Origin of the sequence: Actinoplanes sp. NPDC051513 (assembly GCF_044454685.1) — a bacterium.
Taxonomy (GTDB): Bacteria; Actinomycetota; Actinomycetes; order Mycobacteriales; family Micromonosporaceae; genus Actinoplanes.
In genome coordinates, this window is the sequence record NZ_JBITDW010000010.1 from 162807 (window position 1) to 187840 (window position 25034).

A 25034-nucleotide genomic window follows, 5' to 3' on the forward strand; every position below is an offset into this window, starting at 1 on the left:
GGTTGAACGGTAGCGGGAAGACTGGTGGCCATGCTGTACTCAACTCAGACAGTCCGGAGGGCGGATTTCGGAGGGGAGATCCAGAACGGCACCTGGCGGCAACCAGGTGCCGTTTTCCCTCTACGGGAATGACCGCCCGGTCAAGCGAGGTGGGAATTCTCTCTGAGTCGCATCGGCGGCCCGCTCCTCCTTCCTCGCCGGATTTCCACTGGGGATCAGAGGGGGAAGACGGAAATGCGTACCTACTATCGCGGACCCGATGCCGTCATCACCGACACCCACTTCGTCTGGCAGAGCCCGGCCGTCAAGATCTTTGCCATCGATGACCTGGACGACGTCCGTCTGGAGCGCACCGTCGCCGGCGGACCATCCGGGGTGGAGCTCGCGTTGGGCTTTGGTTTGCTCATCCTGGCGGTCGTCGCCGGACTCAAGTTCGGCGCCCTGGCGGCCACGCCGCTGGTCGTTGCGATCGTCGCGGTCGCCCTGTTCGCGCTGCGGCGCCGGGGCGCCGGGCACGCCTGGGAGATCCGGGCGCGGTACCGCGCCGAGGACGTCACCGTGTACACCTCGCCCGACCCGCGCATCTTCAATCAGGTGACGCGCGCGTTACGGCGCACGATCGAGCGACGTGCGCACCGGCAGTCGTACGGGCTGGTGGCCGGTTAGCAACGCGGCCTACCAGGAACGATGGCAGCCCGTCAAGATTTAGTGACGCAATGACAGGGTCTAAATTTCTCGAACCGCCGTATGTGGATTTCCCATCTGGTACGACGGTAAGTAAGCTATCGCGCGACCTCGCTGGATGCATCTTGGCATCCAGCGATGTCGCAGGTTATCGGTCGTTCCCAACATCATCTTCTGACGCTGAAGGACCTCATGGCTGAGGTTGACTCGCCCACTGGTGCGCGACGTCGCGTGCGCTCGATGCTGCGCACGCCTATGGGATGCCCTCCTCGAGGTGTGGGTTCGGCGGCTCGGCTGCACAGCAGCCTTGAGCGGGCCGGCGCGGTCGCCCGGGCTATGAGCGCGGCCGATCGCGCCGCCGGGGCACCGCACGTAATTCTCGAGGATGCCGCGATCGGAAAGGCTGCCGCGATCGGGTTGTTCGCGCGCCATAATGATCGTTATCAAAAGCTCTGGAACACAGCCGATAGGAAAGACGACACGATCTCTTTGTCTGGAGGCGGGTCAAAATGAGTTGGGATGACGACAGCATCGTAACCATTCCAGGGATCGCAAGGTTCTAGCACGCGATAACACCGCCGACTCGGAAGGTCAGGCTCAAGTGAACACCGATCAGATGCCACAGTGGCAGAAGAGCAGCTACTGCGGCAGCAGCGCATGCGTCGAGGTCGCGCAGACCACGGACGCTGTTCTCGTTCGTGATTCCAAGAACCCGCTGGCCGCGCCGCTCGCCTTCACCACCGACGAGTGGGTTGCCTTCGTGAAGGGTGTCAAAGCAGGGGAGTTCAACTAAGACGACTCACTATCGGCTCGCGTGCGGGGTGCCGCATTCGCCCACCCCGCCGCGGGCCGTTCTGAGGTGTCGTTTCGGTGCGACGGTGTATAGCATGATGCCATTACTGATCACCGGGTGGCGACGAGGGGATTGACGAGGAGCTGTGGCTGACGACGTTTCGCCGACGATCGCGCGCTATAAGGTGCGCCTGGCGATACGTGATGCCCGCGACCGCGCCAATGTGACTCAGCCGCAGGTGGCCGAGGCTATGGAGTGGTCCCTCAGCAAGGTCATTCGGATCGAGAACGGTGATGTCAGCATCGCGCCGAATGATCTTCGTCCGCTCCTGACCTTCCTCAAAGTCAAGGACCGCACCACCATCAACGAGCTGCTCGAGCTCACCAAGATCGCGCGTAAGCGGCCTCGGGGCGAGTGGTATCAGAAGCCCGGCGTCAAGGAACACATGACCAGCGCCATGCTTCGCCTGGTCGAGTTCGAGGCCGAGGCGGTGGAGATCCGGTATTACCAGGTGTACTACATGCCCGGTCCGCTTCAGGTGCCGGCGTACACATCGGCCAACCTGGCCAACTTCGACGAGAACGACATCCTGCCGGATACGCGCCGGCTGCGCGCCGAGGCGCGGGAGCGGCGCCGCGAGGTCGTTCTGGCCCGGCTCGGCAACGGACTCAGCATTTACGCCCTGCTCGACGAGTCGGTGCTCCGCCGGCCGATCGGCGGGCCGGAGGTCTTCCTCGAGCAGCTCCAGGACCTGCACGACCTCATGGCCGCCGAGAAGATCAAGCTGCGGGTGCTCCGGTTCGACAGCGGCTACACGGTGACGAACAACGCCACGTTCGACCTCCTGACCCTCGAATCGGGGAAGGAAGGGGAGCGCAACGAGGTGCTGTACGTGGAGACGGGACTGCAGGACGAGATCGTCGATGACCGCTCGGTCCACCGATACCACGACCGCTTCGACAAGATCTGGAACGCCGCGGCCACCGAGGACGAGACGCTCGATTTCATCGCCGATCGCGTGAAAGCCCTCGAAGAGCAGCTTCGCGCCACGTCGTAAGCGCCGGTGGGACGCCGGAAAATACGACATAACACCTGAGTCGGGCGTTAAGGGCGACTGACAATTCGCTTACTCGGGGATGAATGAGACATAGGTACATATTCACTCATGTGAACTTCTGCATGGTCTTCCGATGCTCCCTTACCGTGGATGGCGGGCATCGTCTGGAGGTGCAGAAATTGAACAGGCCAGTGAAACACACGCAGTGGCAACGATCATCGCGGTGCGGCAACGGTTCCTGCGTCGAGGTTGCCAAGGTCGATGGCCAAATCCTGGTGCGCGACTCGAAGGTCCCGGACGGACCGACGCTGTCTTTCACCGCCGAGGAATGGGTCGCCTTCGTCCAGGGGGTCGAGGGCGGCGAGTTCCGCTTCTGAGTCCTTCATCATTCGCCAAGCTCCCGTGTACCGGCCGCCGCCCCCGGCCGAACGGGGCATACTGGCGCAGGTGAGGGCCTTCCCGCACGCAACCGACACCGGGCGTTTCGCGGTCTTGCACGACGCGGCCGAGACGCTGCTCGACGACCTGCACGAGCGCTACATGGTGGAGCGACGGGAGAGCAAGGAGCTGCTGGGGGCCGAGGAGGCCCTGGTGCGCATGGTGCGGCTCATTCCGCGTACGCCGGCGGCGGGGCCACTCGCCGTCGCCTTCACCGACTTTCCGGGTTTGTTGGTGCGACTCGGCCGCTGGTGGGTCGAGACGCTGCCGGCCTGCGGGTGCGAGGCCTGCGCCGAGGAGCCGGCCGAGCTCATCGGGGTCCTGCGCGGCCAGGTCGGCGCGCTGATCGAGGGCGGGCTGTGGGAACGCGTGCGCCGCGGGGTCGGCGGGTCCTGGTTCGAGACCCGGCTGATCGGCGTCGGGCTCAGCGCGCGGCGCGAGGGGCCGCTGACCAGCCGCGACGCCCGAGATGCCCGGCGTGGCGGGTTCGCCGCGCCGGTGCAGTGGGCGCCGTGGCCGCGTCGCCTGTGCATCTAGGACCGCGCGCGCCCTATGCGCCCAGGAACTTGACCGCCGCGTGGATGACCGGGCGGTCGATGACGCTCGCCATCGCCAGCCGGCCGCGGCAGAACATCTCGAACGCGCGCCAGCCGACCGGCATCGCCATGGCGGCGTGGATCAGCATCGGACGCCTCATCTGGAGGGCGAGCAGCCGGCGACCGGCGGCCATCTCCGGGACGAGCTCCTTTTCGACCTGGCGTTCGTAGGCGGCGAGGTCGCCGGACGCGGCCGCGGCGCCGGCCCACGAGCCGGAGCGCAGCGCGTAGCTGATCCCCTCCCGGGTCCACGGCTCGAGCAGGCCGGCCGCGTCGCCCGCGACGATCACCCGGCCGTTGCGCAGCGGCGAGTCCGGGCGGCGGCAGCGGGTCAGGTGGCCCGAGTCGCGCACCACGTGACGGTCGGCGAGGCCGAGCTGGGCCACGAAGTCGCGCAGATACCGCTTGGTCTCGGCGCCGTGCCCCTTGGTCATGATGACGCCGACCGTGAGCTGGTCATCCTTGGGAAAGACCCATCCGTACGAGCCGGGGAACGGGCCCCAGTCGAGCAGCACCCGGCCGCGCCAGTCGCGGCGGTCCTGTTCGGTGGCGGCCAGTTCCAGCTCGAGGCCGAGATCTTGCTGGTCGAAGGTCACGCCGACGTGGCGGGACGTGATCCCGGCCGAGCCGTCGGCCCCGATCACCGTCGCGGCGACGACCTCCTCGCCGCCGTTGAGGGTCACGGTCGCCGTCTCGTCGCCCTGAGCCAGCGACTTGACCTGGGACTCCTGGCGGACGGTGGCGCCGGCCTTGACGGCCGCCTCGTACCAGGCGTGGTCGAAGTCGTCGCGGCGGACCATGGTCAGCAGCGGGCCGCCGCGGGCGTGTCTGGTGAAGGTGCGCCGCCCGCCCCGGGTGAAGGTGACCGCGTCGATCGTGTCGCGGCCCGGGACGGTGTCGAGGCGGGATTCGGCGATCGCGAGGGACGTGCCGATCAGGCCGCCGCCGCAGGTCTTGTAGCGCGGGTGGGTCGCGCGTTCCAGCACGATCGTGCGAGCGCCGGCGGTGGCCGCGGCGTGTGCGGCGGCCAGTCCGGCGGGGCCGGCCCCGACCACAGCGACATCCCAGATCACGAGCGGAGAGTCTAGTCAGGCGGGTTGTGTACGGGCGTACATATGCTGTGTACGATCGTACGCATGGACACTCGGACCATGCGGGAGCGGATGCTCGCCGGCGAGCTGTACATCGCCGACGACCCCGGCCTCGCCCGCGACGCGGAGCGCGCCATGGCGCTGACCCACCAGCTCAACACCGCCGACCCGAACGACCGTTCGTTGCGGCGGGAGCTGTTGACGACGCTGCTCGGCGCGTTCGGCGAGGACAGCGAGATTCGGCCGCCGTTCCGCTGCGACTATGGCTACCAGACGTTCATCGGCGCCCGCACGTTCGCCAACTTCGGGCTGATCAGCCTCGACGTGGCCCGGGTGACCGTCGGCGACGACGTGCAGGTCGGCCCCGGCGTGCAGCTGCTCACGGCGCTGCACCCGGTCGCCGCCGGTCCGCGCCGCGACAAGTGGGAGGCGGCCAAGCCGATCACCATCGGTCACAACGTGTGGCTCGGCGGCGGCGCGATCGTCCTGCCGGGGGTGACGATCGGTGACAACACGGTGGTCGGCGCCGGCGCGGTGGTGACGCGCGACCTGCCACCCGGCGTGGTCGCGGTCGGCAACCCGGCCCGGGTGATCCGGCAGGTGGAGCCGTGACGGCCATTCCCGTGGCGCGGTCGCCGCGACGGTACGACCCCGACCGCAAGAGCCGGATCGTGGACGCGGCCATCGACGTCGTCGCCGCGCACGGCGTCGCGGGCACCACCATGCGCCGGATCGCGGCCGCCGCGGACGTGCCGCTCGGCTCGCTCACCTACCACTTCGAGGGCCTGGACGACCTGCTGGCGCAGGCCTTCCAGCGGCACGCCGAGCGGATGTCGCCGCTCTACGAGGCGCGCTTCGCGGACGTACGCGATCACGAGGGTTTCCTCGATGCCGTGACCGATCTGATCCACGGCGGGGCGGGCATGGATTCGCGGGACTGGGTCGTCGCGTACGAGCTCTATCTCGCCGCCCTGCGCGAGCCCGCGCTCCGGAACGTGACCGAGTCCTGGATGCGGCGGTCACGCACGGTGCTCGAGCGGTTCGTCGATCCGGTGACGGCCCGGGGTGTGGACGCCCAGATCGAGGGCATGGTGATGCATCTGACGCTCTCGACCGCCACCTCCGACCGCGCCGACACCCGCGCGATCGTCGCCCGCCTGCTGGAGACTCGACCGTTGGAGGCCGGCCGATGAGCACCGTCGAGATGGTCGCGACGCCGGTCCGGCAGGCGACCCGGGCCGTGTACGCCGCCTTCATCATGCTCGGCTTCGCCGGGGCGAGCTGGGCGTCGCGGATCCCGCAGGTTCGCGACGAGCTGTCGCTGACGCCGTCGCGGCTCGGCTTCGTGCTGCTCGCCATCGCGGCCGGCTCGATCGTGGCGCTGCCGCTCGCCGGGCAGATCGTCGCCCACTTCGGCTCGCGGCGAACGGTCACCGTGATGGCGGTGATCCTCTGGATCGCGATCTCCGGTGTGGCCCTCGGCTACCAGCTCGGGGTGCTGCCGGTGGTGCTCGCGCTGTTCTGCCTGGGCTTCGCCACCGGCGCCTGGGACGTCGCGATGAACGTGCAGGGCGCGGTCGTCGAGCGGCGGCTCGGGAAAGCGATCATGCCGCGCTTCCATGCCGGCTTCAGCGTCGGGACCGTGGCGGGCGCGCTGGTCGGCGCCCTCGCGGTGGCGTTGCACCTCTCCGTCACCGTCCACCTGCTGATCGTCGCCGTGGTGGTCGCGGTCGTGGTGATCGCCTCGGTGCGGTCGTTCGGGCCGGACGAGGACCCCGCGGACGTCGTACCCGACGAGCCCGCCCACGCCGTGGCCGCGCCGTCCAGCCGGCTGCGCCGCACGCTCGCCACCTGGCGGGAGCCGCGGACCGTGCTGATCGGCCTGTTCGTGCTGGCGTTCGCCTTCACCGAGGGCGTCGGCATCGACTGGATCAGCGTCGCGATGATCGACGGCTACGGGGTGCCCGCCACCGTCGGCACCTTGGCGTTCGCCGTGTTCCTGGCGGCGATGACGGTCGGCCGCTGGTTCGGGCCGGGCTGGCTCGACCGCTACGGCCGGGTGCCGGTCGTGCGGGTCCTCGCGGTGGTGAGCATCGCCGGGCTGGCCCTGTTCGTCTTCGGGCCGTGGCCGGCGGTGGCCTTCGCCGGGGCGCTGCTGTGGGGCTTCGGGGCGTCGCTGGGCTTCCCGGTCGGCATGAGCGCGGCCGCCGACGACCCGGCGCACGCCGCGCCGCGGGTGAGCGTGGTGGCGACGATCGGATACTGCGCCTTCCTCGGCGGGCCGCCGCTGATCGGCTTTCTCGGCGACCACTTCACGGTGCTCAAGGCCCTGCTCGCCGTGATGGTGCTGCTGGTGGTGGCGATGGCCCTGGCCACCTCGATCAAGCCGCTCAAAGCGGGGAGATGACAGAAAGGCCCAGGTCGGTGACCTGGGCCTTTCGCGGAGCCGCCTGACGGAATCGAACCGTCGACCTACGCATTACGAGTGCGTCGCTCTAGCCGACTGAGCTAAGGCGGCAACGAGGGATAAGTGTACGGTATCCGTCCCTGCCGTCCGGACCCGGGCGCTGCATCGTGTCGGCCCGCGGGACTACTGTGCCAGGCGTGACCGACGATCACTCCCGGCCCGCCGAGGCGGAGCCCGTCGTGCCGCCCCGCCCGCGCAGCATGGATCCCAAGGAGCTCGGATTCACCCCGCAGCGCTCGGTGGGCTGGCTCGCGCCGCTGCTGCTGCTCAGCACCGGGCTACGTGCGCTGCTGGCGGTCCTCTTCGGGGCGTACCTCGACAAGCGCGAGCTGCAGAACTCGCTGGACGGCGAGTGGTTCGACCACTCGGCGACCGCGGACGGCGAGATATGGCTCGACTACGTGGCCGACCTCGGCGACGGCTTCCACGCGACGTACTCGGTGGCCTGGCTGCTCGCCCAGCCGCGCCTCGCGGTCGACGGCGACGAGCTACCCCGCGGCCGGCTGCTGATGATGGGCGGCGACCAGGTCTACCCACTGGCCAGCGGCGACGGGTACGAGAGCCGGATGAAGGGCCCCTACCGGGCGGCCCTGCCCGAGCCGCCGGTCGGCGAGCCACGGCCGACGCTGTTCGCGCTGCCCGGCAACCACGACTGGTACGACGGCCTCACCGCGTTCCTGCGCCTGTTCGCGCGCCGCAAGGACGGCCACATCGGCGGCTGGCGCACCCAGCAGCGCCGGTCGTACTTCGCGGTCAAGCTGCCCGGGGACTGGTGGCTGTTCGCGATGGACGAGCAGTTCGGGGCGTACATCGACGACCCGCAGCTGCTGTACTTCGAGAAGGCGGCCCGGCACGTCGGCCCGCAGGACCGGATCATCCTGATGACCCCGTCTCCCAAGTGGGTGAAGGCGGCCGAAAACCCTGACGCGTACGACGCGACCGACTACTTCATCCGCACCATCCTCGCGCCGACCGGGGCGAACGTGCGGGTGCTGGTCTCCGGCGACCTGCACCACTACGCGCGCTACGACGGACCCGACCGGCAGCTGATCACGTGTGGCGGCGGCGGCGCGTACCTGCTGGCCACCCACCAGCTGCCCGATCAGCTCACCGTCCCGCCCGAGGAGACGCTGACCCGAAGCAAGAGCCGCAGCCGGGTATACGACCTGAAGACCCGCTTCCCCGACGCCGGCACCTCCCGGCGGATGAGCTGGGGCGTCTTCCGCCGGGTGCCGGCGCGCAACCCTGGCTTCGCCACCATGCTCGGCATCATCCAGACGCTGACCATGCTCGCCATGGCCGGCGCGGCCAGCCAGGGCGGCAACATCCAGCGGCTGTTCACGATCCCGCTCGGCCTGATGGTCTTCATCATCCTGGCCGGCACGGTCCTGTTCGCCCGGCCGCCGGGCGCTGCGTTCACCCATCACGCCCGGCACTGGCTGTTCGGGCTGGGGCACGGCCTCGCCCAGATCGGCCTGGCCATCCTCGGCGCCTGGGTGTGGCTGCAACTGCCGCCGCACAACTGGACGGGGCCGGCGCCGCTGGCGGTGGCCGCGGTCGTGTACCTGCCGATCGTCGGTTTCCTGTCGACCCAGCTGTGCGCGCTCTACCTGCTGATCGCCGGGCAGTTCCAGGTGAACGTCAACGAGCTGTTCGCCGGTCAGGGCATCGAGGACGCCAAGAGCTTCCTGCGCATGCACATCGCCGCCGACGGAACGCTGACCATCCACCCGATCGGTATCGACAAGATCTGCAAGAAGTGGGTGGCCGACCCGGAGGCCGAACCGCAAAGCTCGTGGCTGCGGCCGGACGCCCCGCTGGTCGCGCGGAGGATCGAGCCGCCCATCCAGGTGCGGTGATCAGCTGTAACGTTCCTCGTGGCTCTGGCGCGGCCCGCACACCGCGGCGCGGCTGCACGAGCAGCGTGACCCGTCGGCGTCCATCCGCACCACGACCTCGTCCCGCGGCACGCTGTGCGCGACCACCCGGCCGTCGCCCTCGGGGGTGGTGACCCGGCTGCCGACGGCGGGGGCCGACGCCTGGAACTTTTGGTACAAAGGGTGCTCGTATTTGAGGCAGCACATGAGGCGGCCGCACGCGCCCGAGATGCGCAGCGGGTTGAGCGGCAGGTCCTGATCCTTGGCCATGCGGATGGTGACCGGCTCGAAGTCGGTGAGGAAGGTCGCGCAGCACAGGTCGCGGCCGCAGGAGCCGATGCCGCCCTGCACCCGGGCGGAATCGCGGGCCGACAGCTGCCGCAGCTCGACCCGGCAATGCAGGGTCGCGCCGAGATCGCGTACGAGTGAGCGGAAATCGACCCGGTGCGGCGCGGTGAAATAGATCGTCGTGCGCGGGCCGCCGGAACCGCTCTGATCGAGCACGTGGTCGACGGCGACCACCTTCATCGGCAGTTCATGCGCCTTGATCAGCTTCTTCGCGGCGACCTTGGCCTCGGCCTTGCGCTTGCGCAGCAGCTCGTCGCGCCGCAGGTCGTCGTCGGCCGCCACGCCCGCGACCTTGGGGAACGCGGACGTGTCCTCGTCCACCCACTGCGCCGCCCAGACGCACTCCGCCACCTCGGGGCCGTCATCGGTGGGCACGAGCACCCGGTCGCCGACCTGGGGCGAGAACTCGCCCGGATCGAGGTAGTAGAGACGGCCATACCGGTTGAAGCTGACCGCGCACAGCATGCCCATGGCCCCCAGCCTACGACGGTCGCGCCGAACCGAGATCAGCCGTACCAAATGCCGGTTTTGAACTACCCGCTGGGGTTGTCGCATAGATACCACGCAACCGCCCAGATCGACCGTCGTTGTGCAGACCCGTAGACGCCGCCCATCGCGGAACACTTCGGGAGGGAACTGCCATGAAGCCCGCCAGGTCGCTGGCCGCCAGTGTCGTAGCACTCGGATTCGCCGGTTCGGTCGCCGCGCCACTGCCCGCCTTCGGCGCTCCCGCGCCCTGCGAACGGGCCGAGAGCTATGCGGCCCAGTCCGGTGCCGAACTGCTCCGCATCGATCGGCTGGAGGTACGCGCCGGCGAGCAGGAGCGGCCGGTGGCCGAGGACGAGGACCAGGAGCCGCCGTCGCCCCCGGCGGGCGCCACCGATCGGGTTCCGGACGGGAACATCGACCCGACGCTGGACAGTCCCGACGACAGCGACACGCTGAGCGAGGGGATCGGCATGGCGGGAGCGGCGCTGCTCGAGCCGCTGCTGCCCAGGAACAACCCGATCCTTCCGCGTGCGGCCACCGGCGAGTCCGCCGCGCCGCGCGCCGACAACGCGGAGGCCGATCCGGCCGACGACGAGTTCGATGAGGACACCGGAACCGGCACCGGCGGAATGGGCGGCGGCAGCGTCGTCGCGGAGGCCCCGGGCGACTCCGGCGACGCGAAGACGGCGCGGCTGAGCGATGTCGGGCTGGGCGAGGCGCGTACGGCGATGGTCGGCACCTCCAAGGTCAAGTCGGCCGCGGTGGCCCGCGTCCTCGACGGCACGGCGGACGGGGAGCCGTCCTGGACCGAGCCGATCCTCCAGCAGGCGCCGCCGGACAACGCCCAGCCGCTGACCCGCTCCACCTCCGCCGGCGCGGTAGGTCCGCTGAAGATCGGGCGGGGCGAGCTGTCGGGCCACGCCCGGTGGGACGCCGCGATGGCCTGTGGCCGGGCGACCGGGGAGACGGCTCGCGCGCAAGCGGCGGTGAACGGCGCCGGCATCCTCGGCGGACCGGAGAGCGCGCTGGTGCGCGTACCGGAAAAGGCGGCGGCCCTGAGCACGACGGCGCTGGAGGGACGCGCCGGCGGTGCCCGCTCGGTGGCCTCGGCCACCGTGACCGCCGCACGCGTCGACCTGGCGGGCGGACGGGTGCGCCTGCGCGTGCTGAAGGCGCCTTCCCTGGTGGCGAGCATGGGCAGCGAGGGCGGTGACGTGCGGTACCGGCCGGCGCTGATCGAGATCTCCGGAGACGGCATCGCGACCAGGCGTCTCGACGCGGCCGGCGAGTCGGCCGACGTGACCCTTCGCCCGGATCGGCAGCCGGCCGAATCGGGGGTGCTCGACGCCGCGGGGCTCGGTGACCTGCGCCCGGCCAGCCGGCCGCTGCCGCTGCCGCATGTGCCCAGCCTGCCGACGGTGAGCGCCCCCAACCCGGTCAGCGAGTCGGCGCCGGCCGCCGGGACGCGGCTGCACATCGAGCTGGGCAGCGCCCGGCGCGCCACGAAGGGCCGCGCCATCGCGGCCCGCGCCACCGCGATTCACGTGTCGATCGGCCAGGGCGGCGAGGTCTCCGACGACCGCACCAAGGCCGGGTACGGCAGCAAGCCCGCCGCGGCCTCGCTCGATCTCTCCATCGGCCTGCTGGAGGCGGCCGCGGTCGCCCCGGAGCGCGTCACCGCTCCGGCCGACATGTCGGGCACCGGCGGTGGCCTGCCGATCACCGGTCCGGGAGTCGCCGGACTGGCCGTGGGCGGCATCGCGCTGCTGCTCACCGGCGCGGCCGCCGTTCTCGCCGGCAAGCGTCGGCGCCGCTCGCACTCCTGACGCATCACCTCCGGGCCGGAACCGAAATGGCCCAGATGGACATCCGTCGATCCCCTGACGGCCGAGCCCGCATCGACGGTCGTGCCGTCCTGCTCCGCCGAGCGTCCCGATCCCGCCCGAGGGCGAGACAACGGTCGATGAATGGCGTTGAGTGGGCGTTACCTGCGGGGGGTGCAGGAGGACGCGGCGCCGCATTCGGTGCAACCAACCCGAATGCGGCGCCGCGCTCGCGTCCATCGCCGTACATCGGGCCTACATCGGGATGGCCTCGGCCAGTCCGACGGAGGCCTGGAGCAGGTCGTCGGCCTCGGCGTAGCGTTCCGCGATCGTCCGCAGCACGTAGGCGCCCACCCCGGCGGCCGCTTCCGGCACATCGTCGGCCGCCAGCGCCAGCGCCTCTTCCGACACGAGCACCGCGGCCAGCGCCACCGCCAGGTCGGTCCGCGCCCTCGTCATCCACTCGATCAGCGCCTGGGCGAGATCGGCCGAGGCCTCCAGCCGCTCGTCGAGGCTCTCGCCGTCGCCGCTCAGCCGGTCGGCCACCCGCCCGCGCAGTTCGGCATAGGCGTCCGCGGCCTCGCCCTCCCACGCGACCGGCGGCGGCAGTCCCGCGGCCACATCGGCACAGGACCGCGCATCGGCCCGCAGCAGCTCTACCGCGTCGTCGAACTCGCCGGGCCGCAACGCCGCCACCGTTCGCACCGCGTCGCCCGGCAGCAGCCTCACCCGTCGAAGCTGCCGCCACACCTCGTGATCGGCCGGCGCCCCCGCCGTGCCGAGCAGATCGTCGACCCGCGTCAGCAGCGGCGCCGCGGCGGCGATCACCGAGTCGAGACGATCCATCAGATCTCCCGGCCGAGTCGCCGGCGCACGCCCTCGTCGGTCTCGGCGTAGGCCCGCTGTGCCGCCCGCACCGCACCCGCCGCCTCGGCGAGCCGGCTCGCGAGGTCGGCCGCCTCCCGCCCGCGCGCCTCGAGCACGGCGGCCCATCGGTCGTGCAGCTCGCGACCGAGGCGGCCCGGCACGCCGGCGTCGTCGGCCCCGAACGCGGATGCCTTGACGGCCAGTGCCGGCAGCCGGCGGTCGACCGTGGCCAGCGTGTCGGCCGCCCGGTCGAGCCGGTCGGCGAGGTGATCCATCTCAATCCTCTTTCAGGGGATGCAGCTTGCCGAAGAACTCGTCGTGCAGCTTGGCCCGGGCCCACCGGGCCGCCTCGGCGGCCTTGGTCACGACGGCCTGGATCTCGCGGGCGAACTCTTCGGCGCTCCGCTGCTGTAGCGAGCCGGAGATGCGCACATCGGTGATCTCTCCCTGGGCCGTGACCACTACCTCGATCGAATCGTCGGGCGAATGAACCGACACGGAATGCGACGCCACGACCTGTTTGAACTCACCGCGCAACTCATCAAGGCGCCGATATCGATCGATCGCATCGTCGATCCACGCCTCGTCGATCTCGCGCGCCATTCCCCCAGGCTCCTCACCGCGCGTCAGCACGCCGTCGCTTTCCGGGACCAGACCGTACCCGGAACGGTCACCCCTTCGCTACGCCCGGTTGTCCTCTGTGGATAACCCGTTTCGGGGCTGCCGATGAAGAACTGTCGGACCCGCGCAATACCATCGGTGCCGTGACAGACGTCTTCGCTGACCTGGTGGGCCAGGACGAGCCGGTCGAGACACTGCGCCGCGCCGCCGAGGCCGCCGCCCGGGTCGTGGCCGGCGAGCAGGTGGCGGCCGGCGCGATGACCCACGCCTGGATCTTCACGGGCCCGCCCGGCTCCGGCCGCTCGGTCGCCGCGCGCGCCTTCGCTGCGGCGCTGGAATGCGAGCGCGGTGGCGTCGGCTGCGGCGAGTGCCACGGCTGCCACACCGCGGTCGGCGGCACCCACGCCGACGTGCGCTTCGTCGTCCCCGAGGGCCTCTCCATCGGCGTCAACGAGATGCGTGCCCTGGTGCTGCGGGCCGCCAGCGCCCCGTCCGGTGGCCGCTGGCAGGTGGTCGTCATCGAAGACGCCGACCGGCTCACCGAGCAGGCCGGCAACGCCCTGCTCAAGGCGATCGAGGAACCCCCGCCGCGCACGGTCTTCCTGCTGTGCGCCCCGTCCACCCACCCCGACGACATCTCGGTGACGATCCGTTCCCGCTGCCGGGTCATCACCCTCCGCCAGCCGCCCGCCCCGGCCGTCGCCGAGGTCCTGGCTCGCCGCGACGGCATCGCCCCCGATGTCGCCTCGTGGGCCGCGGCGGCCGCCCAGGGGCACGTCGGCCGTGCGAAACGCCTGGCCAACGACCACGAGGCCCGCGGACGGCGCGACGCGGTGCTGGCCGTCCCGCGCCGTCTGACCGGCGTCGGCGCCTGCTTCGAGGCCGCCTCCGCCCTGATCAAGTCGGCCGAGGCCGAGGCCGCCGAAGCGGTCGCCGAGTCCGACGCCGCCGAGCGCGCCGCCCTGGAACAGGCCCTGGGCGCCGGCGGCACCGGCCGGGGCGCGGCGGGAGCGATGCGCGGCGCCGCGGGCCAGCTGAAAGATCTGGAAAAGCGCCAGCGGTCGCGGGCAACCCGTTCCAAGCGGGACGCCCTCGACCGGGCGTTGGTCGACCTGGCCGGCTTCTACCGCGACGTCCTGGTCACCACGCTGAAGGCGCCGGTCCCGATCGTGCACACCGACGTGGCCCAGCAGTCCGGGGCCGCCGCCGGCAAGTGGACGGCCGAGAGCACCCTGCGCCGCCTCGAGGCCGTTCTGGCCTGCCGCGACGCTATCGACCAGAACGTCAAGCCCGACATCGCCGTCGAGGCGATGATGCTCACCCTCTGGCGCGGCTGACCGGCCCGTTCTGTCCCGTTCTCCACCGATCAGGTCGCAAGCTGGCTGAACGTGTGGGGGACCACGAACGCGGGCTACTTCGCATCGCGTGAGCTGCAGCCGCCCGGCCTGGCCGACGCGGAGCAGCAGGGTGATCTCGCGTGGCGCCGGGCCGGAGCCGAGCTCGACAAGGCCGTTCAGGCCAGGACTGACCCGGCCGCGGGCGCCTATCCACGCCTATCCACGCCTATCCACGGTCGCTCGCGGTGGCGAGCCACTGTTGGTCGGCGGCCTTCTTGCCGGCCAGGCCGTCCTTGCCGTCGTAGCGGAGGAAGCGCGGCAGGGCCGCGGCCAAAGCCATGGTGCCGGCTATGCACAGGACGCCGCCCACCCAGATCGAGCCGGTGACGCCCAGGCGGGTGCGGGCCATGAAGCCCGAGCGGAGCTGGCCCAGGAGTGGGCCGGTGGTGTACGAGAGCATCTCGATGCCGGCCAGGCGGCCGCGCAGGTGATCGGGGATGGTCTGGCTCCACATGATCGAGCGGAAGATGCCGGAGATCATGTCGGCGCCGCCGGCGAAGGCCAGGCAGAAGAGGGTCAGCCACAGCGTGTTGGAGAGGCCGACGCCGACGATTCCCAGGCCCCAGAAAGCCGCGGCGATGAGAACCATCAGGCCGTGGCGATGGGTGCGGGCGGTCCAGCCCGAGGTGAGGGTGGCGATCAGCGAGCCCACCGAGGGGGCGGCGTAGAGCAGGCCCAGGATTTTCGGGCCGCCCAACTGGGTCGCCAGGAACGGGTAGAGGGCCTGGGGCATGCCGAAGAACATGGCGTTGATGTCGACCAGGTACGTGCCCAGGAGCTCGGGCCGGGACTTGGCGTAGCGCAGGCCGGTGATGACCGAGCGGATCGACGGGCGGTCGGCTGCGGGCGGCGGTGGCACGGCGCGGACCAGGGTCAGACAGGTCAGCGAGACCGCGAAGGTCAGCAGGTCGAAGGCGTAGACCCAGGCCAGGTCGACCGCGGAGATCAGGAGCCCGGCCAGGGCCGGACCGCCCAGCTGGGCGATCTGCATGCTCAGCGACTGCAGCGACATCACGGCGGGCAGCTGCTCGGGCTCGACCAGGCGGGGGACCATGGCCTCGACGGCGGGGCGTTGCAGGCCGTCCAGGCAGGCGGCCAGGGCGGCGATCACGTAGAGCAGCCACAGGTGCGGGCGGTCGGAGAAGGCGTTCAGCAGCAGGACGCCGGTGAGGACGGTCAGCCCCAGCTCGCCGCCGCGGACCAGCAGCCGACGGTCGACGTAGTCGGCGAGCGCGCCGCCCACGAACGCCATGACCAGCAGGGGCACCAGTTCGCAGACGCCCAGCAGGCCGACCATCAGCGGGTCGCCGGTGAGCTTCGCCACCTGGTACGGGATGGTGACGTACGTGATGAACGACCCGAAAGCCGACACCGACCCGCCCAGAAAGACCAGGCGGTAGTCGCGGGACGTTCGTAGCGGGCTCAGATCGAGCCCCAGGCGCTTGCTCACGTGGCGCGATGCTACGTGGCAGCGCCTCCGGGACGCGACGTCATTTCAGCACGATACGGCCGGTGGCCTCGAAGGATGCAAGATCGTCGAGAGTCTCGTCGATCACGAACGACTTCGCGGGCAGCGCGTCGAGCGGGAAGAAGGCGGCGTCGACCGACTCCTCGGTCTGCCGCTGGAGCTCGCCTTCCCAGGTGTGGATCCGGAAGCTCATCAGGATCTGCTGGTAGGTGTGCCCGTAGTCGTTCGTGTACGTGTACGCGCTGTAGAAGGCGAACGGGGTGAGCGACGTCGCCCGTAGCCCGGTCTCCTCCCACACCTCGCGGATCGCGCACTCCTCCATGCTCTCGCCCAGCTCCATGGCGCCGGCGGGGATCGCCCATCGATGGTTGTCGGAGCGCTGGATCAGCAGCAGGCGGTTCTGGTCGTCGATGATCACGCCGCGAGCCCCGACGAAGAGGATCGTGTCGGTGTCGCCGATGCTCGCCCGTACCTTGCCCAGATAAGACTCAGCCCACGTCAGTGCCACGCGCCAACTCTAGTCACGCCGACTTCTTGGCCGCTTTCTTGGCCGGGGCGGCTTTTTTGGCCGTGGCCTTCTTGGCGGGAGCGGCTTTTTTGGCCGGCTTCTCCTCTTCGCCGCGGGCCTTCTTGGCTCGCTCGACCGACGCCTTCAGGGCGGCCATCAGGTCGATCGCGGCGGCCGGCGCCTCCTCGGCCTCCTCGGGCTGGACGATCTCGCGCCCCTCGACCTTGGCGTCGATCACCTCCTGCAGGGCGGCCCGGTAGTTGTCGGTGAACTCGTCCGGCTTGAAGCTGCCCGCCATCGAGTCGATGAGCGACGAAGCCATCGCCAGCTCGGCCGGCCGGGTCTCGATGTCCTCGTCGAGGAAGCCGAACTCCGGCGCCCGCACCTCGTCGGGCCAGAGCATCGTGTTGAGCACCAGCACGCCCTCGTGCACCCGCAGGGTGGCCAGCTGCTCGCGCTGACGCAGCGCGATCTTGACGATCGCCACGCGGTCGGCGTCCTGCAGGGCGTCGCGCAGCAACACGTACGGCTTCGCGGCCTGCCCCTCGGGCTCGAGGTAGTAGGCCTTCGCGAACAGGATCGGGTCGATCTGGTCGGCGGGAACGAATTCCAGCACGTCGATCGCCCGGGACGTGGTCAGCGGCAGGTCGGCGAAGTCCTCGTCGGTGAGGATGACCATCTCGCCGCCGCCGATGTCGTATCCCTTGGCGATGTCGTCGTAGCTGACCACCTCGCCGTCGACCGAGCAGGTCCGCTGGTACTTGATCCGGCCCCCGTCGGTGCGGTGCACCTGGTGGAACCGGATGTCCTTCTCCTCCGTCGCGGAGTACAGCTTCACGGCGATCGACACCAGGCCGAACGAGACCGCGCCCTTCCAAATCGCGCGCATGGCCAAATATCCCCTCGTCAGATCCCCTGATCAGGATCGCATCACTGAGACGCCTGCGTAAGGTGTTCTCTCCTGCCTATGGTGATCGGGTGCCCGGTGCGCCGCTGTCCCCGATGCTCGCCACCACGGGCGCGCTGCCGGTCGGGCCGGGCTGGAGCTACGAGTTCAAGTGGGACGGGGTACGCGTTCTCGCCCTGTTCGCCGGTGGCCCACCCGACCTGTTCGCGCGCTCCGGAGCGATGGTGACTGCCGCGTACCCGGAGATCGCCGACCTGCACCTGCCGGAGGGCACGCTGCTGGACGGCGAGATGGTGGTGCTCGACGCGAACGGGCGGCCGTCGTTCACGGCGCTGGCCGAGCGCATGCACGTACGCGAGCGCGGGCGGGCGGCGCGGCTCGCGGCGAGCCTGCCCGTCACGTACATGATCTTCGATCTTCTTTATCACGACGGCAACGACTACACCGGCCTGCCGTATCTCGCGCGGCGCGAGAAGCTCGAAGAGCTCGAGCTCGCCGGTCCGCGCTGGATGGTGCCGCCCTCGTTCGGCGACGGCCCGGCGACCGAGGCCGCGGCCCGGGAGAACAGCCTCGAGGGCGTGGTCGCCAAGCGCACCGACTCGGTCTACCTGCCCGGAACCCGCTCGCCCGACTGGGTCAAGGTGAAGTTCGACCGCACCGGCGACTACGTGATCGGCGGGTGGCGGTCGGGGGCGCGCAAGCTGGGCGGCCTGCTGGTGGGGGTGCCGACCGAGGAGGGGCTGGTTTTCCGCGGGCGGGTCGGCGGCGGCATCGGCGCGGTGGCCGAGAAGGCGCTGCTGGCCCGGCTGGAGCCGCTGGCCCGGCGGGATTCACCGTTCGCGCCGGGCGTGGTTCCGCGGGAGGATGCGAAGGGCGCCCACTGGGTGGACCCGCAGCTCGTGGTCGAGGTCCGCTACGGCAACCGGACGCCGGACGGTCGCTTGCGCTTTCCGCGGTTCCTGCGGTTGCGTGACGACAAGAGCCCGCAGGAATGCGCGGAGGAGGACGAGGATGGCGCCTGACCGGTTCCCCGTCACGATCGACGGGCGCGACCTGGAGCTCTCCAACCTCGACAAGCTGATGTACCCGGCCGCGGGCTTCACCAAGGGCGAGGTCATCGACTACTACACGCGCGTAGCGCCGGCGATCCTCCCGCATCTGGCCGGCCGGGCCGTGACCCGCATCCGCTATCCCAACGGCGTCGAGGGCGCCCACTTCTTCGAGAAGAACAAACCGGGGGGTACGCCCGGGTGGGTGCGCCTCGAGACGCTTCCCGTGCCGGGGTCCACGATGAGCCGGGAGACCATCGACTTCGTGGTGGTCGACGACCTCCCCACGCTGGTCTGGCTGGCCAATCTGGCCGCCCTGGAGCTGCACACGCCGCAGTGGCGGATCGGCGCCGACCCCGACCTGCTCGTGGTCGACCTCGATCCGGGCGCGCCGGCCGGGCTGCGGGAGTGCAGCGCGGTGGCGGTGCTGATGCGCGACCGGCTGGCCGACGACGGGGTGGCGGCGTACCCGAAAACCTCAGGGAAGAAGGGCATGCAGCTGTGCTGCCCGATCTCGGGGACGCAGGACGCCGAGACGGTCTCGGGGTACGCGAAGCGGGTCGCCGAGGAACTGGCGGCCATGGTGCCCGGCTCGATCACCGCGAAGATGGCCAAGGCGGTACGGCCCGGCAAGGTCTTCATCGACTGGAGTCAGAACGCCGCGGCCAAGACGACGGTCACCCCGTACTCGCTGCGGGCGCAGGAGTATCCGACCGCGTCGACGCCGCTGACCTGGGACGAGGTCGAGGCGGTGGGCACCGGGTCGGAGGAACCGCACCACTACCGGGCCGACGAGGTCCTCGACCGGATCGAGGAGCACGGCGACCTGCTGGCCGATCTGCTGACGCCGGGGCCGGTGCTGCCGCCACATTGACCCGCTTTGATTAGGTCGGGCCATGGTGGACACGGGGGTTGCCTGGGCGGTCGCGACGCGGCCGGCCACGCTGGCGGTGCTGGCGCTGACGCTGCTCCTGGCCTGGCCGCTCGGGCGGCGGCGCGGCAAGGTCGGTGTGCTTTTCGTGCTGACGTTCGGCGGGATTCTGGCTGCCACGGCCACCGCGCGGGTCTTCCACCCCACGTTGTCGGGGGTGTCGCCCTACCTTCGTCAGTTCGCGGACCCGATCTACGTCTTCGGCGGCTTCGGAGGAAATATCGAGCGCTGGTGCAACATCGGCCTGTTCCTGCCGCTCGGGCTGCTCGCCACGCTGCTCTGGCGGCGACCGCTGCTGGTGATCGGGTCGTGCGCGGGGCTCAGTTTCCTGCTCGAGGTCTGGCAGTCGCTGATCGGCCGGGGCGGGGACGCCATCGATGTCGTGCACAACACCGTCGGTGCGGCACTCGGCGTGGGATTGAGCTACCTTGCGTCGCAAGATACTGTGTGAGGCATGGGAGATCTGGCGACCAGCCTGCGCCGCGGAACGCTCGAGTTCTGCGTGCTCGCCATGGTCGAGCGAGAGGATCGCTACGGCACCGAGATCGTGCGCCGGCTCGGCGACGAGCCCGGCCTCGCCGCGAGCGAGGGCACGATCTATCCGCTGCTCTCCCGGCTGCGCCGGGTCGGCTGGCTCGACAGCAAATGGGCGGAGTCCCCCTCGGGTCCGCCCCGCCGTTACTACGGGTTGACCGCCGCCGGGCGGGCCGCGCTCGAGCACTTCCGCACCGAATGGGTTTCGTTTCGACAGACCGTCGACCGTCTCGTGGGAACCGGTGAGGCCGCATGAAGACCCAGCACACCGACGTCGTCGCCGAGTACCTGCGCGAGGTTGACCTGCGCCTGGCCGGGCTGCCCGTGCTGCAGCGGCGCGAGCTCCTCGCCGACCTGGCCGCGCACATCGAGAACGAGCGCGTCGAGCGCAACCTTCAGGGCGAGGCCGAGCTGATCGAGGTGCTCGAGCGGCTCGGCAGCCCCGAGGTCGTGGCCCGCGCGGCCTACGAGGAGGCCGGCCCACTGCCCCCGGTCGTGGAGCCACCGTTGCCGCCCCGCATGGCGCCACCCATGCCGCCGGCGCCGCGTCGCGAACGCGCGCCGTGGGTCTTGCCGGTGATCGGCGTCGGCTTCGTCAGCTTCCTGGTGCTGATGGTGCTCTGCGCCGGCTTCTTCGCCTTCTCCCGGCAGGGGAATCCGGCGCCGGCGCCCGAGATCGCGACCCCGGCGGCCCCGGCGCCCGAGATGTCCCTCCCGGCGGCGCCGACGCTCCTTGATGGGCCGACGCCCCTTGACGCGCCGGTGCCGACCGCGACGGGATAGGTCAGTCGATCTGTGGCAGGGGCGGGCCGAGCACGTCGTCCGCGTCCACGATCGTGTACGCGTACCCCTGCTCGGCCAGGAACCGCTGGCGGTGCGCGGCGTACTCGGTGTCGATCGTGTCGCGCGAGACCACCGTGTAGAAGTGCGCCTGCCGGCCGTCGGCCTTGGGCCGCAACACCCGGCCGAGCCGCTGCGCCTCCTCTTGCCGCGAGCCGAACGTGCCGGACACCTGGATCGCCACCGCCGCCTCGGGCAGGTCGATCGAGAAGTTGCCCACCTTGGAGATCACCAGGGTCTTCACCGAGCCGTCGCGGAACGCGTCGAACAGCCTCTCCCGCTCCTTGTTGGTCGTCGAGCCCTGCACGATCGGCGCGTCCAGGAACTCGCCCAGCTGGTGCAGCTGGTCGATGTACCCGCCGATGACCAGCACCTGCTCGCCGGGGTGCCGGTTCACCAGCGCCTTCACGACCGGTAGCTTGGTGCGCGCGGTGGCGGCCACGCGGTACCGCTCCTCGGCCTCGGTCACCGCGTACGACATCCGCTCGGCGTCGGTGAGCGTGACCCGTACCTCGACGCACTCGGCCGGAGCGATCCACCCCTGCGCCTCGATGTCCTTCCACGGCGCGTCGTAGCGCTTCGGTCCGATCAGCGAGAACACGTCGCCCTCGCGGCCGTCCTCGCGCACCAGCGTGGCGGTGAGCCCGAGCCGGCGGCGGGCCTGCAGGTCGGCGGTGAACCGGAAGATCGGCGCGGGCAGCAGGTGCACCTCGTCGTAGATGACCAGGCCCCAGTCGCGGGCGCCGAAGAGGTCGAGGTGCGTGAAGGCGCCGCCGCGGCGGGAGGTGAGCACCTGGTACGTGGCGATGGTGACCGGGCGGATCTCCTTCTTCTCGCCCGAGTACTCGCCGATCTCCTCCTCGGTCAGCGAGGTGCGGGCGATCAGCTCCCGCTTCCACTGCCGTCCGGCCACCGTGTTGGTGACCAGGATCAGCGTGGTGGCCTTGGCGGTGGCCATGGCGGCCGCGCCGACCAGCGTCTTGCCGGCGCCACAGGGCAGCACGACCACGCCCGAGCCGCCGGCCCAGAAGCCGTCGACCGCCTCCTGCTGGTACGAGCGCAGGTGCCAGCCGTTCTCGGCCAGCGCTATCTCGTGCGCCTCGCCGTCGACGTACCCGGCCAGGTCTTCCGCCGGCCAGCCGAGCTTCAGAAGGGCCTGCTTGAGGCGGCCGCGCTCGGACGGGTGCACCACGATGGTCTCGTCGTCGACGCGGCCGCCGAGCATACCGGCCAGCTTCTTGGACTTCGCCACCTCGATCAGCACGATCTTGTCGAGGCCGCGGAGCACGAGGCCGTGCACCGGGTCGTTGGCCAGCTGGAGCCGGCCGTACCGGTCCATCGTCTCGGCGACGTCGACCAGCAGCGCGTTCGGCACCGGGTAGCGCGAGAAGCGGATCAGCGAGTCGACCACGCTCTCGGCGTCGTGCCCGGCGGCCCGCGCGTTCCACAGCCCGAGCGGGGTCAGCCGGTAGGTGTGCACATGCTCGGGGGAGCGCTCCAGCTCGGCGAAGGGCGCGATCGCCATCCGGCACGCCTGCGCGTCCGGATGGTCGACCTCGAGCAGGAGAGTCTTGTCCGACTGCACGATCAGTGGTCCGCTGCTCACCCAAGTCTCCCTAGCAATAGCCGACCCTCCAGTTTGCCACGGGACCAAATCTTCGAGGATCAGCCGATGCAACCTGCCCGGCGAGCTTCGCGTTTGGTTATACGGGGTCGCGCGATTTCTCGGGGGCGTGCGACCCCCTCACTCCTCGTCCGGCACCGCCGCGGTGATCCGGTGCAGGGCGAAAGTGTGCAGCGTCTCGGTGCGCTCGTCCTCGGCGCGCAGGTAGCCGGCGCTCAGCGACACCGGCCGGACCAGCCGGGACAGCGTCGCGCCGTGCGAGTCGACGTACCCGACCCACACCCGCGCTTTCTCGCGGACCGCCTGCTGGAGCACCGCCATCGCCTCCCCGTGCCGCTGCACCGAAGTGAGGCCGGTCACCGCCTGGCCGTTCGCGGCGCGCACGGTGACCGGGGCGCGCCGTGCCGCGCGGGTGGCGATGTCGCCCCGGCGGATCTGCTCGACGACCCCGGCCAGCCGGGGACCGGCAAGGACGGGGGTTCCGGCCTGGTCGGAGAGTCGCGCTGCCAATGGCGTACGGGTGGGAGCACGGCGCACCTTGGGACGCGACAGCACGGCCGCGCCGCCCGCATCTTCGGCGACCGGGGCGAACCCCGCGTCGCGCAGCTGCAGCAACAGCCGGGCCACCTGGGCCGGGCTGACCAGCACGGTCGGCGCGATCTGTCGCAGCGCCAGCGCGGCCAGCCGCTTGTCCGCCAGCACCTCGGCGATCAGTGCCTCGTCGTCGCTGCGCAGGTAGGAACCCGCCGAACCGGAGCGCAGGCCACCGTGCCGCCGGGCGGCGTCGTCGATCATGTACGTCAGCGTCTGCGGCACCGGCGTCCGCGAGCGGCGCTTGAACAGCGCATGCAGGTCGTTGGCCGTGTACCCGACGTCCAGCGCCCGTCGCACGCTGGCGGCGGTCACCCGGAACACGCTCGCGCCGCCGGCCGACTCGGGCTCGGCCACTACGTCGAGCTCGGCCGCGAGCTCGGGCTCCGGCGGCCCGGGCACCACGACCGACAGGTCGGCCTGGACCAGGATGTGGTCGACCGGGGCGGGAAGCAAGCCGTCCAGCGTGCGGACCGAGTCGCGGGCCTGCCGGGCGGCGGCCGCGCGCACCCCGAGCGGGTCGGTTTCCGTGTCGTCGTCCGGGTCTTCCAAGACCAATCTCGCGTACGAGGTCAGCGCGCCCAACGCCGTGACACCCAGCAGGGCCGCACCCGAGAGGGCGTCGAGGTGGGCCGCCTCCCGGCCGCGGGCGCGCCGCGGCGCCTGCCAGGCCAGCAGCTCGAGCACCTCGTCGGCGGTCGGCGCGACGCCGGGGGAGAGGTCGGCGAGCACCAGCAGCGCCTCCCGCCGGGCCTGCGGCGCGCCGGACCGCTCGGCCTCGGGGGCGAGCGCGTTGATCGGCCGGTCCCGGTCGTCGCGGCTGCCGATCAGGCCGGGCTGGCGGGTCAGCGACAGCCAGGCCCGGGCCAGCGTGTGCCAGCGCTGCGCGGTGCTCAGCGCCCGCCACAGGTCGTACGCGCCGGTGGGCAGGAAGATCTCGTCGACCGGGCCGGCGGCCCGGCTCACCGTCACCGAGCGGGAGGAGCCGTGCGCGTCGGCCTCGCCGAGCAGGCCGGCCGCGTGCACGATCTCGAGCAGCAGCGCCGCCGCCGGCTCGTCGAGGCCGGCGGCGCGGGCGAGCCGGCGCAGGTCGCGCACGCCGAGACCGCCCGCGCGCAACACCGGCGCCGCCTCGGATGCGAGCGTGTCGAGCAGGGCCTCCGCGCTGCGGACCGCCTCCATCACCTGCCCGGCGCCGGCCGAGTCGACCGACTTCGGGTCGCGGGAGGCGCCCTCGGGCAGCGGCGGGAACGGGCGCAGCACGCCGAGCGGCCCGGTCTCGCGGCGCAGCAGCATGCCCACCTCGCGAGGCAGCTCGACCAGCTCGCCGTCCGGCCGCGGGGCCCGCCCGGCCTCGCTGATCGGCACCAGCACGTGCTCCGCGACGAGCCAGCGCACCGGCTCGGCCATCGCGTCGCGGCCCGTTCCGTCTCGGCCCGTTCCGTCTCTGCTCAGTGCGCCGATGGGCGGTCCGGCGGCCAGCCGGTCGAGCACCGCGCGGCTGGCGGGCGGCGCGGCCAGCACGGTGCGGCGCAGCTTGGCCCGGTCGGCGACGAGCGCGGCGGCCTGCGCGTCGAGGTAGTCGGCGGGCCGGCCCAGGCCGGCCGGGTAGGGCGAGGTGACCTCGTCGACCGCCCCGGCGACCTCCAGGTCGTCCTCGGTGCCGTGCAGCAGGAAACGCACCCGCAGCCGGTCGATGGCGGCCCGCACGTCGTCGGCGGAGACCCCGCCGGTCAGTTCGAGAATGGCGCCGACCGAGGTCAGCGCGGTGTCGGCGGAGCGGCTGAGCCGGGCCGCGTCGAGGATGCGCAGGGTGAACTCGTCCAGCCCGTCGAGGCAGCGAGCGACCGAGCCGCGCGACTGGGCGCGCACGGCGAGGGCGGAGACGTCGGTGGGCACGGGCACGACGAGGTCGGGGCGCAGCTGCAGGAGCGCGCCCAGCGCCTCGTCGGTGAGCGACCGGAGCTGATCGGCGAATGTGGTGGCCATCGTTCTCAACGCTAGCCGCCGTGGGACGATATTGGAGTGGCCGGG

At 71.1% G+C, this 25034-nt stretch carries 27 protein-coding genes and 1 tRNA gene; 17 read left to right on the plus strand and 11 right to left on the minus strand.

Annotated elements, in window-relative coordinates; genetic code table 11:
• Window positions 1-234: 234 nt before the first annotated feature.
• From ACIA5D_RS29865 to ACIA5D_RS29890, 6 genes are all read left to right on the plus strand, one after another.
• Window positions 235-666 (plus strand): DUF6232 family protein, encoded by a 432-nt coding sequence (locus ACIA5D_RS29865; protein ID WP_396033627.1) that lies wholly within the window; start codon window positions 235-237, stop codon window positions 664-666.
• 156 nt (window positions 667-822) lie between these two features.
• Window positions 823-1197 carry a hypothetical protein gene (locus ACIA5D_RS29870; protein WP_396033628.1) on the plus strand — a complete coding sequence of 125 codons (375 nt, stop codon included), beginning with the start codon at window positions 823-825 and terminating at the stop codon, window positions 1195-1197.
• An 88-nt stretch (window positions 1198-1285) separates the two neighbouring features.
• A complete protein-coding gene (locus ACIA5D_RS29875) occupies window positions 1286-1477 on the plus strand; it encodes a DUF397 domain-containing protein (protein WP_396033629.1) in 192 nt (63 codons plus the stop codon).
• Window positions 1478-1661: 184 nt separating this feature from the next.
• Window positions 1662-2534, plus strand: a complete 873-nt coding sequence (locus ACIA5D_RS29880; RefSeq protein WP_396033805.1) for a helix-turn-helix domain-containing protein — start codon at window positions 1662-1664, stop codon at window positions 2532-2534.
• Window positions 2535-2704: 170 nt separating this feature from the next.
• Window positions 2705-2911, plus strand: a complete 207-nt coding sequence (locus tag ACIA5D_RS29885) for a DUF397 domain-containing protein (RefSeq protein WP_396033630.1) — start codon at window positions 2705-2707, stop codon at window positions 2909-2911.
• Between the two features lie 70 nt (window positions 2912-2981).
• Window positions 2982-3509, plus strand: a complete 528-nt coding sequence (locus ACIA5D_RS29890; RefSeq protein ID WP_396033631.1) for a DUF6226 family protein — start codon at window positions 2982-2984, stop codon at window positions 3507-3509.
• 13 nt (window positions 3510-3522) lie between these two features.
• Here ACIA5D_RS29890 and ACIA5D_RS29895 read toward each other — a convergent pair whose 3' ends face one another.
• Complete coding sequence (locus ACIA5D_RS29895; protein WP_396033632.1) at window positions 3523-4641, minus strand: geranylgeranyl reductase family protein; 1119 nt, start codon at window positions 4639-4641, stop codon at window positions 3523-3525.
• A 63-nt stretch (window positions 4642-4704) separates the two neighbouring features.
• On the opposite strand from ACIA5D_RS29895, the gene ACIA5D_RS29900 reads away from it, so the two are divergent.
• From ACIA5D_RS29900 to ACIA5D_RS29910, 3 genes are read left to right on the plus strand one after another with little or no spacing between them, the layout of a single operon-like run.
• Entirely contained in the window at window positions 4705-5271 is a 567-nt protein-coding gene (locus ACIA5D_RS29900; protein ID WP_396033633.1) for a sugar O-acetyltransferase, read from the plus strand.
• The gene (locus tag ACIA5D_RS29905; RefSeq protein WP_396033634.1) at window positions 5268-5852 is read left to right on the plus strand and encodes a TetR/AcrR family transcriptional regulator; all 585 of its coding nucleotides are present in this window, start codon (window positions 5268-5270) and stop codon (window positions 5850-5852) included. Before ACIA5D_RS29900 ends, ACIA5D_RS29905 begins: the two co-directional genes overlap by 4 nt.
• Entirely contained in the window at window positions 5849-7066 is a 1218-nt protein-coding gene (locus ACIA5D_RS29910; RefSeq protein WP_396033635.1) for an MFS transporter, read from the plus strand. Before ACIA5D_RS29905 ends, ACIA5D_RS29910 begins: the two co-directional genes overlap by 4 nt.
• 37 nt (window positions 7067-7103) lie before the next feature.
• Here the strand turns inward: ACIA5D_RS29910 and ACIA5D_RS29915 are convergent.
• Window positions 7104-7177: transfer RNA gene (locus ACIA5D_RS29915), tRNA-Thr, on the minus strand.
• Between the two features lie 86 nt (window positions 7178-7263).
• Between ACIA5D_RS29915 and ACIA5D_RS29920 the strand changes: the two genes are divergently transcribed.
• On the plus strand, window positions 7264-8985 hold the full coding sequence (locus tag ACIA5D_RS29920; RefSeq protein WP_396033636.1) for a metallophosphoesterase: 1722 nt from the start codon (window positions 7264-7266) through the stop codon (window positions 8983-8985).
• On the opposite strand, the gene ACIA5D_RS29925 is transcribed toward ACIA5D_RS29920, so the two are convergent.
• Entirely contained in the window at window positions 8986-9822 is an 837-nt protein-coding gene (locus ACIA5D_RS29925; RefSeq protein WP_396033637.1) for a stage 0 sporulation family protein, read from the minus strand.
• Window positions 9823-9992: 170 nt separating this feature from the next.
• Here ACIA5D_RS29925 and ACIA5D_RS29930 point away from each other — a divergent pair, with 170 nt between their 5' ends.
• On the plus strand, window positions 9993-11666 hold the full coding sequence (locus ACIA5D_RS29930) for a hypothetical protein (protein ID WP_396033639.1): 1674 nt from the start codon (window positions 9993-9995) through the stop codon (window positions 11664-11666).
• A gap of 252 nt (window positions 11667-11918) precedes the next feature.
• Here ACIA5D_RS29930 and ACIA5D_RS29935 read toward each other — a convergent pair whose 3' ends face one another.
• The 3 genes from ACIA5D_RS29935 to ACIA5D_RS29945 are packed head-to-tail and all read right to left on the minus strand — an operon-like array spanning window position 11919 to window position 13133.
• Window positions 11919-12509 (minus strand): hypothetical protein, encoded by a 591-nt coding sequence (locus ACIA5D_RS29935; protein ID WP_396033640.1) that lies wholly within the window; start codon window positions 12507-12509, stop codon window positions 11919-11921.
• A complete protein-coding gene (locus ACIA5D_RS29940) occupies window positions 12509-12805 on the minus strand; it encodes a hypothetical protein (protein ID WP_396033641.1) in 297 nt (98 codons plus the stop codon). The genes ACIA5D_RS29935 and ACIA5D_RS29940 overlap by 1 nt, the downstream gene beginning before the upstream one ends.
• Window position 12806: 1 nt before the next feature.
• Window positions 12807-13133: a YbaB/EbfC family nucleoid-associated protein gene (locus tag ACIA5D_RS29945; protein WP_396033642.1), complete on the minus strand. Its 327-nt coding sequence runs from the start codon at window positions 13131-13133 to the stop codon at window positions 12807-12809.
• 161 nt (window positions 13134-13294) lie between these two features.
• On the opposite strand from ACIA5D_RS29945, the gene ACIA5D_RS29950 reads away from it, so the two are divergent.
• Entirely contained in the window at window positions 13295-14488 is a 1194-nt protein-coding gene (locus ACIA5D_RS29950) for a DNA polymerase III subunit delta' (RefSeq protein ID WP_396033644.1), read from the plus strand.
• Window positions 14489-14714: 226 nt separating this feature from the next.
• On the opposite strand, the gene ACIA5D_RS29955 is transcribed toward ACIA5D_RS29950, so the two are convergent.
• The 3 genes from ACIA5D_RS29955 to ACIA5D_RS29965 are packed head-to-tail and all read right to left on the minus strand — an operon-like array spanning window position 14715 to window position 17413.
• Window positions 14715-15998 carry an MFS transporter gene (locus ACIA5D_RS29955; protein ID WP_396033645.1) on the minus strand — a complete coding sequence of 428 codons (1284 nt, stop codon included), beginning with the start codon at window positions 15996-15998 and terminating at the stop codon, window positions 14715-14717.
• 40 nt (window positions 15999-16038) lie between these two features.
• A complete protein-coding gene (locus ACIA5D_RS29960) occupies window positions 16039-16524 on the minus strand; it encodes an NUDIX domain-containing protein (RefSeq protein WP_396033646.1) in 486 nt (161 codons plus the stop codon).
• A gap of 13 nt (window positions 16525-16537) precedes the next feature.
• Entirely contained in the window at window positions 16538-17413 is an 876-nt protein-coding gene (locus ACIA5D_RS29965) for a Ku protein (protein WP_396033647.1), read from the minus strand.
• An 89-nt stretch (window positions 17414-17502) separates the two neighbouring features.
• Here ACIA5D_RS29965 and ligD (ACIA5D_RS29970) point away from each other — a divergent pair, with 89 nt between their 5' ends.
• From ligD (ACIA5D_RS29970) to ACIA5D_RS29990, 5 genes are read left to right on the plus strand one after another with little or no spacing between them, the layout of a single operon-like run.
• The gene (gene ligD / locus ACIA5D_RS29970) at window positions 17503-18453 is read left to right on the plus strand and encodes a non-homologous end-joining DNA ligase (RefSeq protein ID WP_396033648.1); all 951 of its coding nucleotides are present in this window, start codon (window positions 17503-17505) and stop codon (window positions 18451-18453) included.
• A complete protein-coding gene (gene ligD, locus ACIA5D_RS29975) occupies window positions 18443-19354 on the plus strand; it encodes a non-homologous end-joining DNA ligase (protein WP_396033650.1) in 912 nt (303 codons plus the stop codon). Before ligD (ACIA5D_RS29970) ends, ligD (ACIA5D_RS29975) begins: the two co-directional genes overlap by 11 nt.
• Before the next feature lie 22 nt (window positions 19355-19376).
• On the plus strand, window positions 19377-19862 hold the full coding sequence (locus ACIA5D_RS29980; protein ID WP_396033651.1) for a VanZ family protein: 486 nt from the start codon (window positions 19377-19379) through the stop codon (window positions 19860-19862).
• A 3-nt stretch (window positions 19863-19865) separates the two neighbouring features.
• Entirely contained in the window at window positions 19866-20201 is a 336-nt protein-coding gene (locus tag ACIA5D_RS29985) for a PadR family transcriptional regulator (RefSeq protein WP_396033652.1), read from the plus strand.
• A complete protein-coding gene (locus ACIA5D_RS29990; RefSeq protein WP_396033653.1) occupies window positions 20198-20728 on the plus strand; it encodes an HAAS signaling domain-containing protein in 531 nt (176 codons plus the stop codon). Before ACIA5D_RS29985 ends, ACIA5D_RS29990 begins: the two co-directional genes overlap by 4 nt.
• 1 nt (window position 20729) lies before the next feature.
• Here the strand turns inward: ACIA5D_RS29990 and ACIA5D_RS29995 are convergent, their stop codons facing one another.
• Both ACIA5D_RS29995 and ACIA5D_RS30000 read right to left on the minus strand, forming a co-directional pair.
• Window positions 20730-22391, minus strand: a complete 1662-nt coding sequence (locus ACIA5D_RS29995) for a DNA repair helicase XPB (RefSeq protein WP_396033654.1) — start codon at window positions 22389-22391, stop codon at window positions 20730-20732.
• A 138-nt stretch (window positions 22392-22529) separates the two neighbouring features.
• Window positions 22530-24989 carry a helicase-associated domain-containing protein gene (locus ACIA5D_RS30000; protein WP_396033655.1) on the minus strand — a complete coding sequence of 820 codons (2460 nt, stop codon included), beginning with the start codon at window positions 24987-24989 and terminating at the stop codon, window positions 22530-22532.
• Window positions 24990-25034 lie beyond the last annotated feature (45 nt).

Bases quoted from the DNA above. Each gene is read 5' to 3' on its own strand.
- ACIA5D_RS29865 (WP_396033627.1), top strand. From the start codon at position 235: ATGCGTACCTACTATCGCGGACCCGATGCCGTCATCACCGACACCCAC.
- ACIA5D_RS29985 (WP_396033652.1), top strand. From the start codon at position 19,866: ATGGGAGATCTGGCGACCAGCCTGCGCCGCGGAACGCTCGAGTTCTGC.
- ACIA5D_RS29910 (WP_396033635.1), top strand. From the start codon at position 5,849: ATGAGCACCGTCGAGATGGTCGCGACGCCGGTCCGGCAGGCGACCCGG.
- ACIA5D_RS29940 (WP_396033641.1), bottom strand. From the start codon at position 12,805: ATGGATCACCTCGCCGACCGGCTCGACCGGGCGGCCGACACGCTGGCC.
- ACIA5D_RS29935 (WP_396033640.1), bottom strand. From the start codon at position 12,509: ATGGATCGTCTCGACTCGGTGATCGCCGCCGCGGCGCCGCTGCTGACG.
- ACIA5D_RS29980 (WP_396033651.1), top strand. From the start codon at position 19,377: ATGGTGGACACGGGGGTTGCCTGGGCGGTCGCGACGCGGCCGGCCACG.
- ACIA5D_RS29930 (WP_396033639.1), top strand. From the start codon at position 9,993: ATGAAGCCCGCCAGGTCGCTGGCCGCCAGTGTCGTAGCACTCGGATTC.
- ACIA5D_RS29965 (WP_396033647.1), bottom strand. From the start codon at position 17,413: ATGCGCGCGATTTGGAAGGGCGCGGTCTCGTTCGGCCTGGTGTCGATC.
- ACIA5D_RS29945 (WP_396033642.1), bottom strand. From the start codon at position 13,133: ATGGCGCGCGAGATCGACGAGGCGTGGATCGACGATGCGATCGATCGA.
- ACIA5D_RS30000 (WP_396033655.1), bottom strand. From the start codon at position 24,989: ATGGCCACCACATTCGCCGATCAGCTCCGGTCGCTCACCGACGAGGCG.
- ACIA5D_RS29900 (WP_396033633.1), top strand. From the start codon at position 4,705: ATGGACACTCGGACCATGCGGGAGCGGATGCTCGCCGGCGAGCTGTAC.
- ACIA5D_RS29870 (WP_396033628.1), top strand. From the start codon at position 823: ATGTCGCAGGTTATCGGTCGTTCCCAACATCATCTTCTGACGCTGAAG.
- ACIA5D_RS29925 (WP_396033637.1), bottom strand. From the start codon at position 9,822: ATGGGCATGCTGTGCGCGGTCAGCTTCAACCGGTATGGCCGTCTCTAC.
- ligD (WP_396033650.1), top strand. From the start codon at position 18,443: ATGGCGCCTGACCGGTTCCCCGTCACGATCGACGGGCGCGACCTGGAG.
- ACIA5D_RS29990 (WP_396033653.1), top strand. From the start codon at position 20,198: ATGAAGACCCAGCACACCGACGTCGTCGCCGAGTACCTGCGCGAGGTT.